Source organism: Rhodococcus sp. ARC_M5 (genome assembly GCF_022810405.1).
Classification (GTDB): domain Bacteria; phylum Actinomycetota; class Actinomycetes; order Mycobacteriales; family Mycobacteriaceae; genus Rhodococcoides; species Rhodococcoides navarretei.
Map to the genome: position 1 here is coordinate 187915 of NZ_JALGQE010000005.1, position 15189 is coordinate 203103.

Annotated in this window: 13 protein-coding genes; 8 read left to right on the forward strand and 5 right to left on the reverse strand. The window is 66.1% G+C overall.

Translation table 11 applies throughout. From position 1 onward, the window contains the following. The first annotated feature begins 2 nt into the window (after positions 1 to 2). From MTX34_RS10290 to atzF, 4 genes are read left to right on the forward strand one after another with little or no spacing between them, the layout of a single operon-like run. Complete coding sequence (locus MTX34_RS10290; protein WP_243609367.1) at positions 3 to 785, forward strand: urea amidolyase associated protein UAAP1; 783 nt, start codon at positions 3 to 5, stop codon at positions 783 to 785. Beyond that, on the forward strand, positions 767 to 1435 hold the full coding sequence (locus MTX34_RS10295; protein WP_243609368.1) for an urea amidolyase associated protein UAAP2: 669 nt from the start codon (positions 767 to 769) through the stop codon (positions 1433 to 1435). Before MTX34_RS10290 ends, MTX34_RS10295 begins: the two co-directional genes overlap by 19 nt. Continuing rightward, positions 1432 to 3456 (forward strand): 5-oxoprolinase/urea amidolyase family protein, encoded by a 2025-nt coding sequence (locus tag MTX34_RS10300; protein WP_243609369.1) that lies wholly within the window; start codon positions 1432 to 1434, stop codon positions 3454 to 3456. The genes MTX34_RS10295 and MTX34_RS10300 overlap by 4 nt, the downstream gene beginning before the upstream one ends. Then, a complete protein-coding gene (gene atzF, locus MTX34_RS10305; RefSeq protein WP_243609370.1) occupies positions 3446 to 5179 on the forward strand; it encodes an allophanate hydrolase in 1734 nt (577 codons plus the stop codon). The genes MTX34_RS10300 and atzF overlap by 11 nt, the downstream gene beginning before the upstream one ends. Here atzF and MTX34_RS10310 read toward each other — a convergent pair. Both MTX34_RS10310 and MTX34_RS10315 read right to left on the reverse strand, forming a co-directional pair. Next, positions 5129 to 5770, reverse strand: coding sequence for a LysE family translocator (locus MTX34_RS10310; RefSeq protein WP_243609371.1), 642 nt, complete (start codon positions 5768 to 5770; stop codon positions 5129 to 5131). The genes atzF and MTX34_RS10310 overlap by 51 nt on opposite strands. A gap of 62 nt (positions 5771 to 5832) precedes the next feature. After that, complete coding sequence (locus tag MTX34_RS10315) at positions 5833 to 6723, reverse strand: SGNH/GDSL hydrolase family protein (protein WP_243609372.1); 891 nt, start codon at positions 6721 to 6723, stop codon at positions 5833 to 5835. Between the two features lie 252 nt (positions 6724 to 6975). Between MTX34_RS10315 and MTX34_RS10320 the strand changes: the two genes are divergently transcribed. Next, complete coding sequence (locus MTX34_RS10320) at positions 6976 to 7143, forward strand: hypothetical protein (protein WP_243609373.1); 168 nt, start codon at positions 6976 to 6978, stop codon at positions 7141 to 7143. Here the strand turns inward: MTX34_RS10320 and MTX34_RS10325 are convergent. Further along, a complete protein-coding gene (locus MTX34_RS10325) occupies positions 7140 to 7382 on the reverse strand; it encodes a hypothetical protein (RefSeq protein ID WP_243596661.1) in 243 nt (80 codons plus the stop codon). The genes MTX34_RS10320 and MTX34_RS10325 overlap by 4 nt on opposite strands. A 239-nt stretch (positions 7383 to 7621) precedes the next feature. Here MTX34_RS10325 and MTX34_RS10330 point away from each other — a divergent pair, with 239 nt between their 5' ends. Next, positions 7622 to 8596 carry an NAD(P)/FAD-dependent oxidoreductase gene (locus MTX34_RS10330; protein ID WP_243609374.1) on the forward strand — a complete coding sequence of 325 codons (975 nt, stop codon included), beginning with the start codon at positions 7622 to 7624 and terminating at the stop codon, positions 8594 to 8596. On the opposite strand, the gene MTX34_RS10335 is transcribed toward MTX34_RS10330, so the two are convergent. Beyond that, the gene (locus MTX34_RS10335) at positions 8593 to 9300 is read right to left on the reverse strand and encodes a Clp protease N-terminal domain-containing protein (RefSeq protein WP_243609375.1); all 708 of its coding nucleotides are present in this window, start codon (positions 9298 to 9300) and stop codon (positions 8593 to 8595) included. The genes MTX34_RS10330 and MTX34_RS10335 overlap by 4 nt on opposite strands. A 197-nt stretch (positions 9301 to 9497) precedes the next feature. Between MTX34_RS10335 and MTX34_RS10340 the strand changes: the two genes are divergently transcribed. Next, positions 9498 to 11720 (forward strand): bifunctional diguanylate cyclase/phosphodiesterase, encoded by a 2223-nt coding sequence (locus tag MTX34_RS10340; protein ID WP_243609376.1) that lies wholly within the window; start codon positions 9498 to 9500, stop codon positions 11718 to 11720. Positions 11721 to 11741: 21 nt separating this feature from the next. Continuing rightward, positions 11742 to 13673, forward strand: coding sequence for a gamma-glutamyltransferase (gene ggt, locus MTX34_RS10345; RefSeq protein ID WP_243609377.1), 1932 nt, complete (start codon positions 11742 to 11744; stop codon positions 13671 to 13673). A gap of 3 nt (positions 13674 to 13676) precedes the next feature. Here ggt and MTX34_RS10350 read toward each other — a convergent pair whose 3' ends face one another. Beyond that, positions 13677 to 15125: an amidase gene (locus tag MTX34_RS10350; protein WP_243609378.1), complete on the reverse strand. Its 1449-nt coding sequence runs from the start codon at positions 15123 to 15125 to the stop codon at positions 13677 to 13679. Between the last annotated feature and the right edge of the window lie 64 nt (positions 15126 to 15189).

Consider the following 15189-nt stretch of genomic DNA (forward strand, 5'->3'; position numbering starts at 1 on the left):
TTATGAGCACAGCAACCACCCATTCGGCCAAGGAACATGCGCGGTCCCAGGCGACCGTCGCACCGGCCCCCACCGCTCCGGAGGGCATCTCGGAGCTCACGTGGGCCGAATCGGTTCCCGGTGGCAGCTACACCACCAAGGTCCTCGCTCGCGGAACCCGGCTGCGACTCGTCGACGTCGACGGTGCCGCCTGCGCCAATGTGCTGCTCTACCGCGCCGACGCCCCATGGGAACGACTCAACACCGCCGACACCGTCAAGGTGCCGTGGCAGGCGTACCTGAGCGCAGGGCACCCCCTGCTCTCGGACCAGGGCCGCGTGCTGGCCACCATCGTCGCCGACACCTCCGGTCGCCACGACGCACTGTGCGGCACCACGTCCACCGCGACCAATGTCGCCAAATACGGAGTCAGCGGACCACATTCGTCGGCCCCGGCAGGGCGTGAACTGTTCACCCTCGCCGCAGCCAAGCACGGACTCGAACCACGCGACGTCGCGCCGTCCCTGTCGTTCTTCCACGGCGTCACCGTCGCCGCGGACGGCAGCCTCGTCAGCACCGGCTCGGCCGGACCGGGCCGCTCGGTGGACCTGCTCATCCACCTGCCGGTGATCGTGTTGCTGACCAACACCGCTCACCCACTGGACCCGAGGTCCGAGTTCCCCACGACGACCCTCGACGTCCTGGCCTGGAAGGCACCCGAAGAGCTGCTCACGCTCGACAACACCGAACCGGAATACCAGCGCGCAGTGCAGAACACCGAGAACGCATGGAAGGCAGCGCAGTGACCACCAGTGCAGTGACCACCAGAACCCTCGAGACCACGATCGTACGAGACGAGATCGCCCCTGCGTTCGGCCCCTGGTCCGCCGTCGTCGAGGCGGGTGACATCCTGACGATCGTCGACCTGTACGGCAATCAGGCCGTCGACACTCTGCTGTACGGAGCGCACGATCATGCGCTCCGGTACTCCGCCGCTGCGACGGTCACCGCGCAACAGAACTTGTTCCTCACCACCGGAACCGTTCTGCGCAGCGATGATTCGACGCCGCTGATGACGATCGTCGAGGACGAGGTCGGCAACCACGACACCGTCGGCGGCGCCTGCTCCAAAGAATCGAACACCCTGCGCTACGGCCACCACACGCAGCATCAGCACGCGTGCGTCGAGAACTTCCTCATCGAGGGTTCCAAGTGGGGTCTCGGCAAGCGAGACCTGGCCCCCAACATCAACTTCTTCATGAACGTCCCCGTCGACGCGGACGGCACCCTCGGCATCGTCGACGGTTTGTCGGCCCCCGGCAAGAAGCTCTCGCTGCGCGCCGAGATCGACACGCTGGTGCTGGTGTCCAACTGCCCGCAGATCAACAACCCCTGCAACGGGTTCGACCCCACCGCAGTGCAGATGATCGTGACGCGAGAGTCGGCAGGGGCATGAACGCTGTGAACAGTACGGCCGCCAAGATGACCGTGCAACGACCCGGGATGATCACCACGGTGCAGGACTGGCCCGGACGCATCGGCTACTGGAAGGTGGGCGTGCCGCCGTCGGGGCCGATGGACGATCTGTCGTTTCGGCTGGGCAACGTCGCACTCGGCAATCCCGAGGGTGCTCCGGGACTCGAATCCACCATGGCCGGGCCGGCATTGACGTTCGATGCCGACACCTACGTCTGCGTCACCGGTGCTGCGGTACCGGTACGCCTCGACGGCCGACCGGTCCCGCAGTGGAAACCGGTTCTGGTCCCGGCCGGTGCCACCCTCGATGTCGGCACCACCACCGGCCACGGGCTACGGGTGTACGTGCTGATCCAGGGCAGCCTCGATGTCGACGACTATCTTGGCAGCGCAGCAACTTTCACGCTCGGCAAGTTCGGCGGGCATCGCGGCGGCACACTCGGTGAGGGTGATGTCATCGGCCTGGCCGGCCGCTCGGACAACTCCGCTGTGCTCGGACCCATTCCGATGGAACACCTACCGGTACTGACGTCGAGCTGGGACATCGCCGTCACCGAGGGCCCACACGGCGCACCGGAGTTCTTCACCCGCGACGACATCGACACGCTCTACGCCACCCGCTACGAGGTGCACTTCAACTCCGATCGCACCGGAGTCCGCTTGATCGGACCGAAGCCGCAGTGGGCCAGGACCGACGGCGGCGAGGCCGGACTGCACCCGTCGAACATTCACGACAACGCCTACAGCGTCGGGGCTTTGGACTTCACCGGTGACACCCCGATCCTGCTCGGACCTGACGGCCCGAGCCTCGGCGGATTCGTCTGCCCCGTCACCGTTGTCGCCGCCGAGCGGTGGAAGCTCGGCCAGCTGCGACCGGGGGACACCATCCGCTTCGTTCCGGTGCGAGCCGCAGCCACCGCGCCGCTGGGATCACTCGGTCTCGCTCGTCGAGCGTCGCTGCCCGCAGTGTTCTCCGCAGGCGGAGACGGGGACGACGGCGTCATCGCTCGACGCGACGCCGATACGTGCGTCACCTACCGCCGATCGGGCGACGACAACGTGCTCATCGAGTACGGCGACATGAAGCTCGACCTCACACTGCGTGCCCGGGTACACGCCCTGCACCAGCGGATCGAGGGTATCGCGCCCCGGGGCCTGTTGGACCTGACACCTGGCATCCGCTCGTTGCAGGTGAAGGTGAATCCCGATGTGCTGTCGATGGATTCGTTGATGGGCCTGCTGTCCGAGGTCGAGGACGACCTTCCCGCGGCCTCGGAACTCGTGGTCCCCAGCCGCCAGGTTCGGCTCCCACTCTCGTGGGACGACCCCTCGACCCGGGAAGCAATTCAGCGGTACATGCACGGCGTGCGCGCCGACGCCCCGTGGTGCCCCTGGAACATCGAATTCATCCGGCGCATGAACGGACTCGACTCCGTGGCAGACGTGTTCGACACCGTCTTCGCTGCCGACTACATGGTGCTCGGGCTCGGTGACGTGTACCTGGGTGCTCCGGTCGCTACGCCACTGGATCCACGACACCGCCTGGTGACGACCAAGTACAACCCGGCGCGAACCTGGACGCCGGAGAACGCCGTCGGGATCGGCGGGGCGTACCTGTGCATCTACGGCATGGAAGGCCCAGGCGGGTATCAGTTCGTGGGTCGAACCACGCAGGTGTGGAACCACAGTGCCGCCTACAGCGGCGGCCCGTTCGAGGAGGGAACCCCGTGGCTGTTGCGGTTCTTCGACCGAATCTCCTGGTACTCGGTCGAACCCGAGGAGCTGATGGATCTGCGCGCCGATCTGGCCGCAGGCCGCGGCGGTGGAGTGGAGATCACCGACGGTGAGTTCTCACTCGCCGAGCACGAGACCTTCCTGGACACCAACGCGGACTCCATCGCCGAGTTCCGTGCAACGCAAGCCGTGGCCTTCGGTGCCGAGCGTGACGCGTGGTCTGCTGCGGGCGAATTCGACAAGAAAGGCAAGATCGATGCTGCCTGAGGTCCGAGAGCGAGTTCTGCAGGCATACAAGCGAATCGCCGAGGTGGATCGACCCGAGGTGTGGATCACCCTGCGCGACGAGGACGACGTGCTGGCCGAGGCCGTGTCGCTGGACGAGGCGCTCGCGGCCGGTGCGGATCTACCGCTCGCCGGTACGCTCGTCGCGGTCAAGGACAACATCGACGTGGCGGGTCTGCCCACCACCGCGGCGTGCCCCGAGTTCGCCTACATTCCTACGGAGTCCGCTGTCGCCGTCGAGCGACTGACGAGCCAGGGCGCATTGGTGCTGGGCAAGACCAACTTGGATCAGTTCGCCACCGGATTGGTCGGCACCCGTAGCCCGTACGGCGCGGTGCGCTGTGCCTGGGACCCGACGTTGGTCTCGGGCGGATCCAGTTCGGGTTCGGCCGTCGCCGTGGCACTGGGCATCGCGGACATCGGAATCGGAACCGACACAGCGGGATCCGGACGAGTGCCCGCAGCCTTCCACGGAATCGTGGGCATCAAGGCCTCGCTGGGTATCGTGCCGAACACCGGCGTCGTGCCCGCGTGCGTCGACTACGACTGCGTCACCGTTCTCGCGCGCGAGCTCGACAGTGCCACTGCAGCGATGAAGGTGATGACCGGGCCCACCATCACCGATCCACGCAGCCGGGCGTGGCCGGCCGACGTGCGACTGGCCGCGTCACCGGAGCCACGGGTCGCCGTCCCGCGAGGTGAGGATCTGGCGTCGTTGAGCCCGGCGTACCGTCGGGCATTCGAGGAGACGGTGGCCGGCCTGGCCGAGAAAGGCTTCTCTCACGTCGAGGTCGATATCTCGGAGCTACTCGATGCGGCCACACTGCTGTACGACGGAGCGATCGTGGCGCAACGCTATTCGGCCGTCGGGAAGTTCCTCGACACCGAGCCTGCCGGTGCCGACCCCACGGTCGCTGCGATAGTCCGCTCGGCCGCAGGGCCGTCCGCCCACCGATATGTGGACGATCTCGACACACTCGCGCGAGCGAAGACCACTGCCCGCGCACTTCTGAGCGACGTCGACGGCCTGCTGTTGCCCACCACCACCGAACATCCCACTATTGCTGCGGTGCAAGCGGATCCGAAGAATATCAATCGACGCCTCGGCACGTTCACCAACTTCTGCAACCTGCTCGACATGGCTGCGGTGGCCGTTCCCGGTGCCCCGACGCACGACGGCACCCCGTTCGGGGTCATGGTCGTGGTACCGGCGTTCGAGGATCAGGTCGCGATAGACCTCGCCGCACGACTGAGCGGCACACCGTCACCGACTCTGATCGAGGACGGCATCGAGGCACTGGTCGTCGGTGCGCATCTGCGCGGCTTTCCGGTGCATCACCAATTGACCGATCGCGGTGCGCGATTCAGTGGTGAGGTGACCACCACGGCGGACTACCGGCTGGTGGATCTGCACACCACCCCGCCCAAGCCAGGTCTGGTGCGGCGGGAAGGGGAGGGCGCTCCCATCTCCGGAGAGCTCTACCGCATGTCCGCTGCGGCGCTCGGAACCTTCCTCGCCGGGCTACCCGCACCGATGGGTCTGGGTCCGGTCGAATTGTCCGACGGTCGCTGGGTCACCGGATTCTGCTGCGCGCACGATGCGGCCGAGAAAGGAACCGACATCACCGAATTCGGCGGCTGGCGCGCCTACCGCTCACGCGGGCACGGGCCTGCCGCCATCGGTGGCGACACGCACCGCCAGTAGCCCGAGCACCGTGCCCATGAGGTAGCGCTGCAATTTCAGCCACGTGGGGCGGACGGCCAGGAACTGCGCGATCGATCCGGCCAGCACCACGATCGCCAGGTTGACCGCCACCGCCACCGCGATCTGCACACTGCCGAGCGTGAATCCCTGCAGCAGAAGGTGACCGGCCGCGGGATCGACGAACTGCGGGATGACCGAGATGTACATGATCGCGATCTTCGGGTTCAGCAGGTTGGTCACCAAACCCATGGTGAACAGTCGCCGAGTCGAATCCTGCTGCAGCTCGGTCGGTTCGAATGCCGAGACGCTCCCGCGCAGCGCCTGCACAGCCAGCCAGGCGAGGTAGGCCGCGCCGGCGAGCTTGACCGCCGTGTAGAGCGCGGGCACGGCGGTGAACACCGCCGCCAGGCCGAGATTGGTGGCCGTCAGATAGACCAGGAAGCCGAGTGCGACTCCGGCCAGCGACACCGCACCCGCCCGTCGGCCCTGCGAAATGCTGCGCGAGACAAGGTAGATCATGTTCGGCCCCGGCGTCAGAACCAACGCGAGAGCCACTGCGAACACACCGAGAACTGCGGAAGACGACACCATGCGGTCAAGACTTCACGTCGACCGGCTCGCCTGAGAAGAGCCAGTTACGGTTTCGTGGTTCCCTATCCGGCACGCACGGCAGCGGCGACCGCGTCACCGATCGCTGCCATCCCCGCCGCCGTGGGGTGCAGCGGCGCAGCAGGATTCTGCGGGACGACGCCCTCGAAGTACCGCTGGTCCGGAGCCACGCACACGTCGTGGCCGACGCTCAGCGCCTCGGTGTCGACGAATTCCGCACCGTGTTCCTCCGCCTGCGTTCGCAGGGCCTCGTTCATCGCGGTGATGTTGCCCTGGATGTAGTCGGCGTCCTCGGGCAGCATGGGTTGGGTGGGGAAGCAGCCGCCGTCCGGCAGATAGGTGCCGTAGCCGACCACCAGAATCCGTGCCTCGGGCGCACGTTCGGCCACCGCGTCGAGCATCGCTCCCCAGCTGGGTGCTCTGTCGGCGATGGCCGTCGCCACGGTATCGACGCCGCCTGCGGTGAAGCGGTCCTTGCAGATGTTGGTGGCCGAGGTGTCCGCGAACGTCAGGCATTGCACCGCCGTCGAGACGAGCCCGATGTCGTTGCCGCCGATCGTGACGGTCACCAGATCGGTGTCGGGGGTCAGCGCGTCGAGTTGCACGGGCACCTCACCGCTGGATGTGCTCTGTGGTGTGGCGACGATGTTCTCGGTGACGGCACCCGAGCAGGTCACATCGACGAACGAGCCGGTCGCCAATTCCTCGGCGAGCACGTGAGGATAGTTGGCGTCGGACTGCTGACATCCCGGAACACCGATCTGGTCGGGGATACGCGGGCCCGATGCGGCCGAGTCACCCAGCGCGACGTAGTTCATCGGAACGGACGCCTCCGACGACACAGCAGGCCCTTCCGGTACCGAAGAATCCGACGAACAGCCCGCAAGCAGACCGGCGCTCACAGCAAGACCGACGAGAATTCCCTGGCTCCTCACAGCGTCGACGCTACAGCTGCCGGTAATCTCGACCGGGTTGTCCAGGACACACGGTCCATCGCATCGAACAGAGGAATTACATGATCACCGCGTTCATCAACCAGATCCTCAGTGGCTTCGGCTCCATCTCCGCTGGCAGCAGCGGCTTCGAGCTGGCACCGGGAACGCTGCCCTTCGGGCTGTAGAGACCACCGAACGCTCACCCTCGCGGGGCCGACGATTGCATCGGCCCCGCGCGGGTACCCCCGAGTCATGACTACCCACGGCAACGACTCGAAGAACGACGACACTGCACCCGACGCCAGGGAGGACGTGACGTCCGATCCGGCCGCGGCAGCGGAGGACAACGACTGGTCGAGCGAAGGCGGAGCCGTAGAAACCGGCCCCGCGACCGACGACGAGCGAACCGCAGGCAACTAACCGATCAGACGGCGGGGAGCGGCCCGCACAGTGCGGACATCGCCGTCGGCGACGATGTGCTCCACCGTCTCACCACGGGTGCGCATCGACTCGTCGACGGCGAAATTCACGCGGGCATCCCCGAGCCAGTCGACGCCGACAACGATTCCCACGGTTCCCTTCGGGATTCCACTACGCCACCGAACGTGCCCCAGATTGCGGACCGTGATCACGGTCTCTCCGATCTCGAAGTGCCCCATACGCCCCCCCCCGGCTCGATTCTTACCGACCAGTACACCTCGAGCGAACTCCCTGTTCAAGCGGTACATGCGCGCTTACGACGACCACCGGAGACCACGACACCGGTCGGCGCGATCACAATTCGGCTATTCGCCCGTTTCACGCCTTCGATTACGACGTCGGGTACTTTTCGATTCCACCATTTGCCGATGCAGCAAGAATATTTGCCAGTATTCGATCTGAGTCGGACACTGTCGACATGACTACAGACACCGATCCACACCTTCCGGTCGACGCGATCATCGTCGGCGGCGGAGTCGCCGGACTCAGCGCCGCCGTCGCCCTCGGCCGTTCCCGACGATCCGTCGTGATCATCGATGCCGGTGACCCGCGCAACGCGCCGGCAGCGCACTCTCACAACTACCTCACCCGCGACGGCGCGTCACCTCTCGAACTGGTTCGACTCGGCCGAGACGAGGCGCGGCACTACGGCGCACGCATCGTCGACGGCGTCGCGACCTCGGCGAGGAGAACCGCATCCGGGTTCGAGGTGACCCTCGCCGACGGTTCGGTCGTCCGCGGCCGGAGGATCCTGGTCACCACGGGCCTCACCGACGTCCTGCCGGACATTCCGGGCCTCGCCGAGCGATGGGGTCGCGACGTTCTGCACTGCCCGTACTGCCACGGCTGGGAGGTGCGGGATCGCGTTGTCGGAATCATCGGCAGCGCCATGGTCGGGCACCAGGCACAGATGTGGCGCCAACTCACCGAGCACGTCACGGTATTCGCCCACACGGCAACGGAATTGGCTGCGGGTGATCTCGAGCGACTCGACGCACGCGGCATTGCCGTCGTCGACGAGGAAATCGCTCGAATCGACGTCGACAACGACGCCATCGTGGGGGTGACGCTCGCGAACGGCGAACGAATTGCGCTCGACGCGTTGGTCGTGGGACCCAACTTCACCTCCCGCGCGGACATCCTGGTGTCGCTGGGGATCGGCACCACCGAGATGGTCATGAACGAGAACGTCCTCGGCACGTACGTCGAGGCCGACCCCGTCGGTGCCACATCCGTTCCTGGCGTCTGGGTTGCAGGCAACGTGTCCGCGCCGATGGACACGGTGGTTGCGGCGTCGGCGGCCGGAACGAAAGCGGGCGCTGCCATCAACGGCGACCTGATCGAGGAGGAGGTGCGCTCCGCCGTGGAGCGGAAGAAGTCGGCGCAGCCCTAGCTCTCCAGAGCGGCCAGCCCCTCTTCGATCGCCCCCTTGCGGACTCCGAGCTCCGCAAGGGTGGCATCCTCGTTCTCCAACAATGCCAGCAGAATGTGCTCGGTGCCGATGTACTTGTGCCCCAAGCGAAGCGCTTCGCGGAACGTCAGTTCCAACACCTTCTTGGCACCGGCGTCGAACGGCACCAGGTCCGGGATCGGGTCGGTCGGTTCCGGCAATGTCGCCGTCACCGCAGAACGGATCCGTTCGGGCGTCTGCCCCTGAGCACCCAACAACATCGCTGCCGACCCCTCGGGTTCGCCGAGCAGGCCGAGGATCAAATGCCCGGTCGTGATTCGGTCGTTGGCCGTGGCCCGCGCCTCGTTCTGCGCTCCGACCACCACGTTGCGAGCCCGCGGGGTGAAACGCGAGAAGCCCTGACTGGCATCGAGATCGGCCGGATCGTCACCACCCTTGGCGACGAAACGCTTCTGCACCGCCTGTTTGCTGACCCCCATGGATGCACCGATGGCGGTCCAGGACGCCCCGGAGCGACGGGCGCGGTCGACGAAATGTCCGATCAGATGATCGGCGACCTCGCCGAGAGCGTCGGCGGCGATCACCGCGCCGGACAACTGATCGAGCGTATCCGTATGCACTTTTTCGATGGCCTCGATGAGGTCGTCGAGGCGGACGGGGTTCGTCATCTTCAGCGATTCGGTCATACGTCAACTCTAAGTTGACGATCACCTGACGTCAACCCGTGGTTGACGACGTCGCCCTCGCAACATCGGGTTGGATCGCTTTCGACGCAGAGGGCGAACTTCGGCGTCGTACGCACTGCGCTACGACGTATATTCACCGATGAAGGCGTCGCGAATGCCATGTGATCGCCGCGAGTGACAAGGAAGAGGGTCCTTCGATGAATACGAAGGTCGCTGCCCCCTTCGCCATGCATTCGAAACGAACCGCCGGCCTGATCACCGTGGCCGTCGTCGCGACCACCGTGTTCGTACTCGGGGACGCCGGGGTGCGCGCCGGGGTCCTGGCCACCGTTGCCGTCGGTTCGGTACTCGCCATCACCGCTGCCATCCGTCGCTATCGACCCGATGATTCCCGATGCTGGTGGGCCCTGCTCGGTGCCTCGGTGTTGTTCATGTTCGGGGTCTCCCTCCGCAGTGATCCCAGCGCACTGAATCACTCGTTCCCACTGCTGCCGGACCTGTTCACGCTCACCGGGTACGCACTCGTCGGGTACGCACTCTCGCGTTGGATTCGAGATCGTAAGTCGATCGACGACATCACTCCGCTCGTCGACGCCGGTCTGATCTTCCTCGGCACCCTGTTCCTGTCGTGGCTACTGTTCATCTCGCCTGCGCTGGAATCGCCGCGCTCGTCGGCATCGACGGTGCTGAACGGGGTGTATCCGGCGATCGACGCGGCGTTGATCACCCTGACCACCTACCTGCTGTTCTCCGCCAAGCCCCGCACGGCTGCGCTGCAGTGGGCCCTGATCGCCCTCGTTGCAACACTCGTCGGCGACGTCTCGTACGCCTTCGCTGCCACCACCCCCGACGCGCCTGCGTCGGGATTGCTCGACGGCATCTACCTGTTCGCGTACCTCTCCCTCGCGATGGCCGCGCTCGATCCGTCGATGCGCACCGTCTCCCAACGCCAGATTCCTGCGCCCGCGCACAGCAGCCGCCGCGTCGTGTTCGTGGTGCTCATGCTGTGCGTGTGCGCTACGGTGCCGCTGCTCGGCTCGGCGGTATCCACCGGAGATCTGATCGTGCGGTCGTTGTTGCTCGCCTCGATCCTGGTGGGTGCCTTCCTCCGTGGGGAACGCGCACTGACCAGAGTGCAGGCGAGCGAAGAGCACGCGAAATATCTGGCCGCTCACGATCTGTTGACCGGGCTACCGAACCGCACGATGCTCGACGAGGAATTCACCCTGCTCGAGCGCGCCCAGAGTCCAGGACGAACGTGCGTCCTGTTCGTCGACCTCGACAACTTCAAGATGGTCAACGACTCGTACGGCCACCGAGTAGGCGACGAACTGATCATGGCTGCGGCGAGCCGGATCCGCTCCGCAGTCGGCGCAGCCGACACCGTGGTTCGGTACGCGGGCGACGAGTTCGTCGTGCTGACCCGACGCGATCGCGGTGGTGCAGAAGCGTTGGCCCGCCGCATCATCGATCGAATGAACGAACCGTTCCCACTCAGCGCGGCAACGGCATACGTCACGGCATCGGTGGGCATCGCCGACGCGGACCGACTGCACGACGCCATCCGCGAGGCCGACACCGCGATGTATCACGCCAAGTCTCTCGGGCCGGCGCGCTTCGCGTTCTTCGACGAGTCCCTCCGCGCTCGTGCGACATCGGCCATCGAGACGGCCACCGCGCTGCGCGGCGCGATCCGGCGCGGTGAGCTCGAGGTGTACTACCAGCCGATCATCGCGACCGCCTCGCGCGCAACAGTCGTCTACGAGGCATTGGTCCGCTGGAACTGGCAAGGACGTGTACGCGCCCCCAACGAGTTCGTTCCGATCGCCGAATCGACCAATCTCATCAAGGAGATCGGCGAATGGGTGCTGCGCACCGCGCTCTCGGACCTGGTGACGTTACGCGCGAACGGCCAAGACGTCACCATGTCGGTGAACGTCTCCCCGATGCAATTGCGCGACGATTCACTGCCCGTCGTCGTCGGACGACTCCTCGACACGTACGGCCTCGACGGAGCGGATCTGGCGCTCGAGATCACCGAGAGCGTCCTGATCGACGACATGGGCGCGGCCAGAAGCGTTCTCGACCGACTCGCCGCGATGGGTGTGCTCATCGTGCTCGACGACTTCGGCATCGGCTACTCCTCGCTGAGCAGGTTGCGCGCGATGCCGATCGCGCTGCTCAAGATCGACAAGTCCTTCGTCCACCAGATCGGCAGTTCCGAATCCGATACCCAGCTGATTCGCGCCATCGTCGCCATGGCATCGGCGCTTCCGGTGGCCACCGTGGCCGAGGGCGTCGAGACCGAGGAGCAGGCCGCGATCATCGAAGCTCTCGAATGCCGTTACGCGCAGGGCTTTCTGTTCGGCCGGCCGGCACCCATCGCACACTGGCTTCTCGAATCTGCCGAACGACGGTGATGACGGTGTTAGCGTCGGTCGGTGTCTGCAATCGGAGTGCACCGCTCGACTGTCCTTGCCTGTGCCCTGCTGCTGGTGCCGCTCGCCGCGTGCAGTAGCGGCGAGAGCACCGATCCCGACTCTGCGGCCGAGAACAGTTGTGTCCTCGGTGCCAGTGGCGGCACCCCGATAGGAGCGACGCCGAGCGCGAGTTCGGGCGACATCTCCACCAATCCGGAAGTGGCGACCGGGTATCGAACGAACATGACCCCGGTGGAAACGGCCTCGTACTCGGTCTCGACCGCCAATCCGGTCTCCACCGAGGCCGCCTGCGCGGTCCTGCGCGACGGCGGCACCGCGGCCGACGCACTGATCGTTGCGCAGACGGTACTGGGCCTCGTCGAACCGCAGTCGTCCGGAATCGGCGGCGGCGCCTTCCTGATGTACTACGACGCGGCCACCGGGGAAGTTCAGAGCTACGATGGCCGCGAGACCGCCCCGATGAGCGCGACCGGCGATTACCTGCGGTACATCGACGACGTCAATCGCACTCTGCCGCAACCCGATGCCCGTTCGAGTGGGCGGTCGATCGGTGTTCCGGGAGTCCTGCGCATGCTCGAGCAGGCCCACGACGATCACGGCACCCAACCGTGGGGTGAGCTCTTCCAACCCGCAATCGGTCTCGCGGACAACGGAATCGAGATCAGCCCGCGCATGGCGTCGTCCATTGCCGACTCGGCACCGAAGCTCGCCCTCGACCCCGCGTCCAAGGAGTACTTTCTACAGCCGGACGGCACCGGCAAGCCGGCCGGGACGGTTCTGAACAACCCGGCGATGTCGAAGACGCTCTCCGCCATCGCAACCGACGGTGCCGACGCCTTCTACACCGGTGATATCGCGCAGGCCATCGTCGACGCCACCGCCGACACCACCGCAGGCCGTACCCCCGGACAGATCACGCTGGAGGATCTCGCCGCGTACGAGCCCAAGACTCGTACGGCCGTGTGCACCGAGTACCGCGACCACGACATCTGCGGTATGCCCGGTCCGTCCTCGGGCGGTATCGCGGTGGCATCGGCGATGGGAATTCTCTCCAACTTCGATCTCGCGCAATACGCGCCGACGGGGATGGACGCCAACGGCGGCACCCCGACGGCCGAGGGTGTGCACCTGATCGCCGAGGCCGAGCGCCTCGCGTATGCCGATCGTGACAAGTACGTGGCCGATCCGGACTTCGTGCCCCTGCCCGGTGGGTCGCCCGACGCGTTGCTCGATCCCGAATACCTCAGCGAGCGAGCAGGACTGATCGACGAGGGTCGGTCGATGGGTACCGCGCAGCCCGGCGACTTCGGCCCGGTCCAGTTCGCCTCGTCCACCGATCCCGAATACGGCACCAGCCACATCTCCGTCGTCGACAGCGAGGGCAACGCGGCCTCGATGACGACGACAGTCGAGTCGGCCTTCGGCTCGTTCCACATGGTCGACGGGTTCCTGCTCAACAATCAGCTCACCGACTTCTCGGCCTCGCCGGTGGCCGAGGACGGAACTCCGGTGGCCAACCGCGTCGAGCCGGGGAAGCGTCCGCGCAGCTCGATGGCCCCGACACTGGTCTTCGATCGTGGCGACGACGGCGCGCGCGGCGACCTTGCGCTCGTCACCGGCTCTCCCGGCGGATCGGTGATCATCCAGTTCGTCGTCAAAACGTTGGTGGGACTGCTCGATTGGGGCATGGACCCACAGCAGGCGGTGTCGATGGTCGATTTCGGTGCCGCCAACACACCGTCGACCAACTACGGCGGTGAACACCCGAACGTCTCGGGTGAGGACGATCCGGTGGTGGTGCAGCTCCGCGAGATGGGCCACCAGGTGTCGGTCGCAGACCAGTCCAGTGGACTGAGCGCACTCGAGCGCACCGACGGCGGGTGGATCGGAGGAGCCGACCCACGCCGTGAGGGTGAGGTACTCGGCGGATGACGCTCAGGGCACGACAGCCGCGGGGCCGGCAGCGGACGTCACCGCCAGCTCGGGCTTGCGTCGGTGGAAACCCGTCGACGCCTCGAATGCGTGCGCGACGCGGAGCAGCAGCCGGTCGGCCCCATCGGCTGTGACCATCTGCAGTCCGACGGGCAGACCGGACGAGCTGAAGCCACCCGGAACAGACAACGACGGCAGTCCTGTCGCCGAGATCAAACAGGCCGCGCGCATCCAGTCGAGATAGTTCCCCATGGGCGTGCCGTCGATCTCGGTCGGGTATTCCTCGTCGGCCGGAAACGGCAGTACCTGAACCGCAGGCGCGATCAGGACGTCGTACGTCGAGAAGAAACGTCTGACGGCCGCACCGAGGCGACTACGAGCCGCGTTCGCAGAGATCATGTCTCGGGTGGTGAGCGCCATGCCCTTGTCGACGTTCCACTGCACCGCGTCCTTCATCCGGTGCCGGTGCTCGGCCAGCAGGTGACCGTAGTTGGTCGCGAAGTCGAACGCACGCGTGGTCTGGAAGACCTCGTCTGCGTCGGACAGATCCGGGCAGCCGACCTCGACGACGGCACCGAGATCCTCGAAGACGTGGAGCTGGCGACTCAGGACCTCGACCACCTCGCGTTCCACCGGCACGCCGAGACCGAAATCGGTGGTCCACGCAACCCGCAGGCCACGCAGAGTGGCGGGCTCCGCCGATGCGTAGGCGTCGTCGATCGGGAGACTGTGCGGGCTCGACGCGTCCGGGCCGGCGATGGCGCGCATCAGAAAGCGCACGTCCTCCACGTCGTGAGCCAGTACGCCTTGCCGGGCGATCCACGCCCACGGGTTGCGCGCGGGAGTCAACGGGACCCGACCGAGCGACGGACGGTACCCGACCAGGTTGCAGAACGATCCCGGGGTACGCAGGGATCCGCCCATGTCGGAGCCGTCACCGGCCGGCTGCACCCCCGCGGCTATCGCGGCTGCGGCCCCGCCGCTGCTACCGCCTGCACTTCGGGTGGGGTCGTACGGATTGGTCGTCGTCCCGAACAGCGGGTTGAAGGTGTGCGACCCCGCGGCGAACTCCGGGACGTTGGACTTTCCCGTCGAATTGACTCCCGCGCGCTTGAGGCGCGCGATGATGCCGCTGTCTTCGGTGGGAACGTTGTCCGCCATCACCGGAGACCCGAACGTGGTGCGCATGCCTGCAGTGAGGTGGTTGTCCTTGTGGGTCATCGGCACGCCGTGCAGCGAGGGCAGTGCCGCACCCGATACCGAATACTCGTCCGCAGCGAGGGCGCGCTGTTCTGCGGTCTCGGCGTCGAGTGTGACGATCGCGTTGACGACGGGATTGATCTGCTCGATGCGCGTCAGATGGGATTCGAGAGCTTCTCGCGCCGAGATGTCACGACGGCGGATGCTTGCGGCCAGCTCGCGCAGGGACATGGACTCGGCAGCACTGCTCATGGATCTCCTCGCTTCGGTCCGGCATCGCCGGAAGTGTTGTCGGCAGCCTATTTACACTCTGCAT

Excerpts from the sequence above, each read along its gene's own strand:
- MTX34_RS10340 (WP_243609376.1), top strand. The coding sequence starts at position 9,498 with ATGAATACGAAGGTCGCTGCCCCCTTCGCCATGCATTCGAAACGAACC.
- MTX34_RS10320 (WP_243609373.1), top strand. The coding sequence starts at position 6,976 with ATGACTACCCACGGCAACGACTCGAAGAACGACGACACTGCACCCGAC.
- MTX34_RS10290 (WP_243609367.1), top strand. The coding sequence starts at position 3 with ATGAGCACAGCAACCACCCATTCGGCCAAGGAACATGCGCGGTCCCAG.
- MTX34_RS10310 (WP_243609371.1), bottom strand. The coding sequence starts at position 5,770 with ATGGTGTCGTCTTCCGCAGTTCTCGGTGTGTTCGCAGTGGCTCTCGCG.
- atzF (WP_243609370.1), top strand. The coding sequence starts at position 3,446 with ATGCTGCCTGAGGTCCGAGAGCGAGTTCTGCAGGCATACAAGCGAATC.
- MTX34_RS10335 (WP_243609375.1), bottom strand. The coding sequence starts at position 9,300 with ATGACCGAATCGCTGAAGATGACGAACCCCGTCCGCCTCGACGACCTC.
- MTX34_RS10350 (WP_243609378.1), bottom strand. The coding sequence starts at position 15,125 with ATGAGCAGTGCTGCCGAGTCCATGTCCCTGCGCGAGCTGGCCGCAAGC.
- MTX34_RS10330 (WP_243609374.1), top strand. The coding sequence starts at position 7,622 with ATGACTACAGACACCGATCCACACCTTCCGGTCGACGCGATCATCGTC.
- MTX34_RS10325 (WP_243596661.1), bottom strand. The coding sequence starts at position 7,382 with ATGGGGCACTTCGAGATCGGAGAGACCGTGATCACGGTCCGCAATCTG.
- MTX34_RS10295 (WP_243609368.1), top strand. The coding sequence starts at position 767 with ATGGAAGGCAGCGCAGTGACCACCAGTGCAGTGACCACCAGAACCCTC.
- MTX34_RS10300 (WP_243609369.1), top strand. The coding sequence starts at position 1,432 with ATGAACGCTGTGAACAGTACGGCCGCCAAGATGACCGTGCAACGACCC.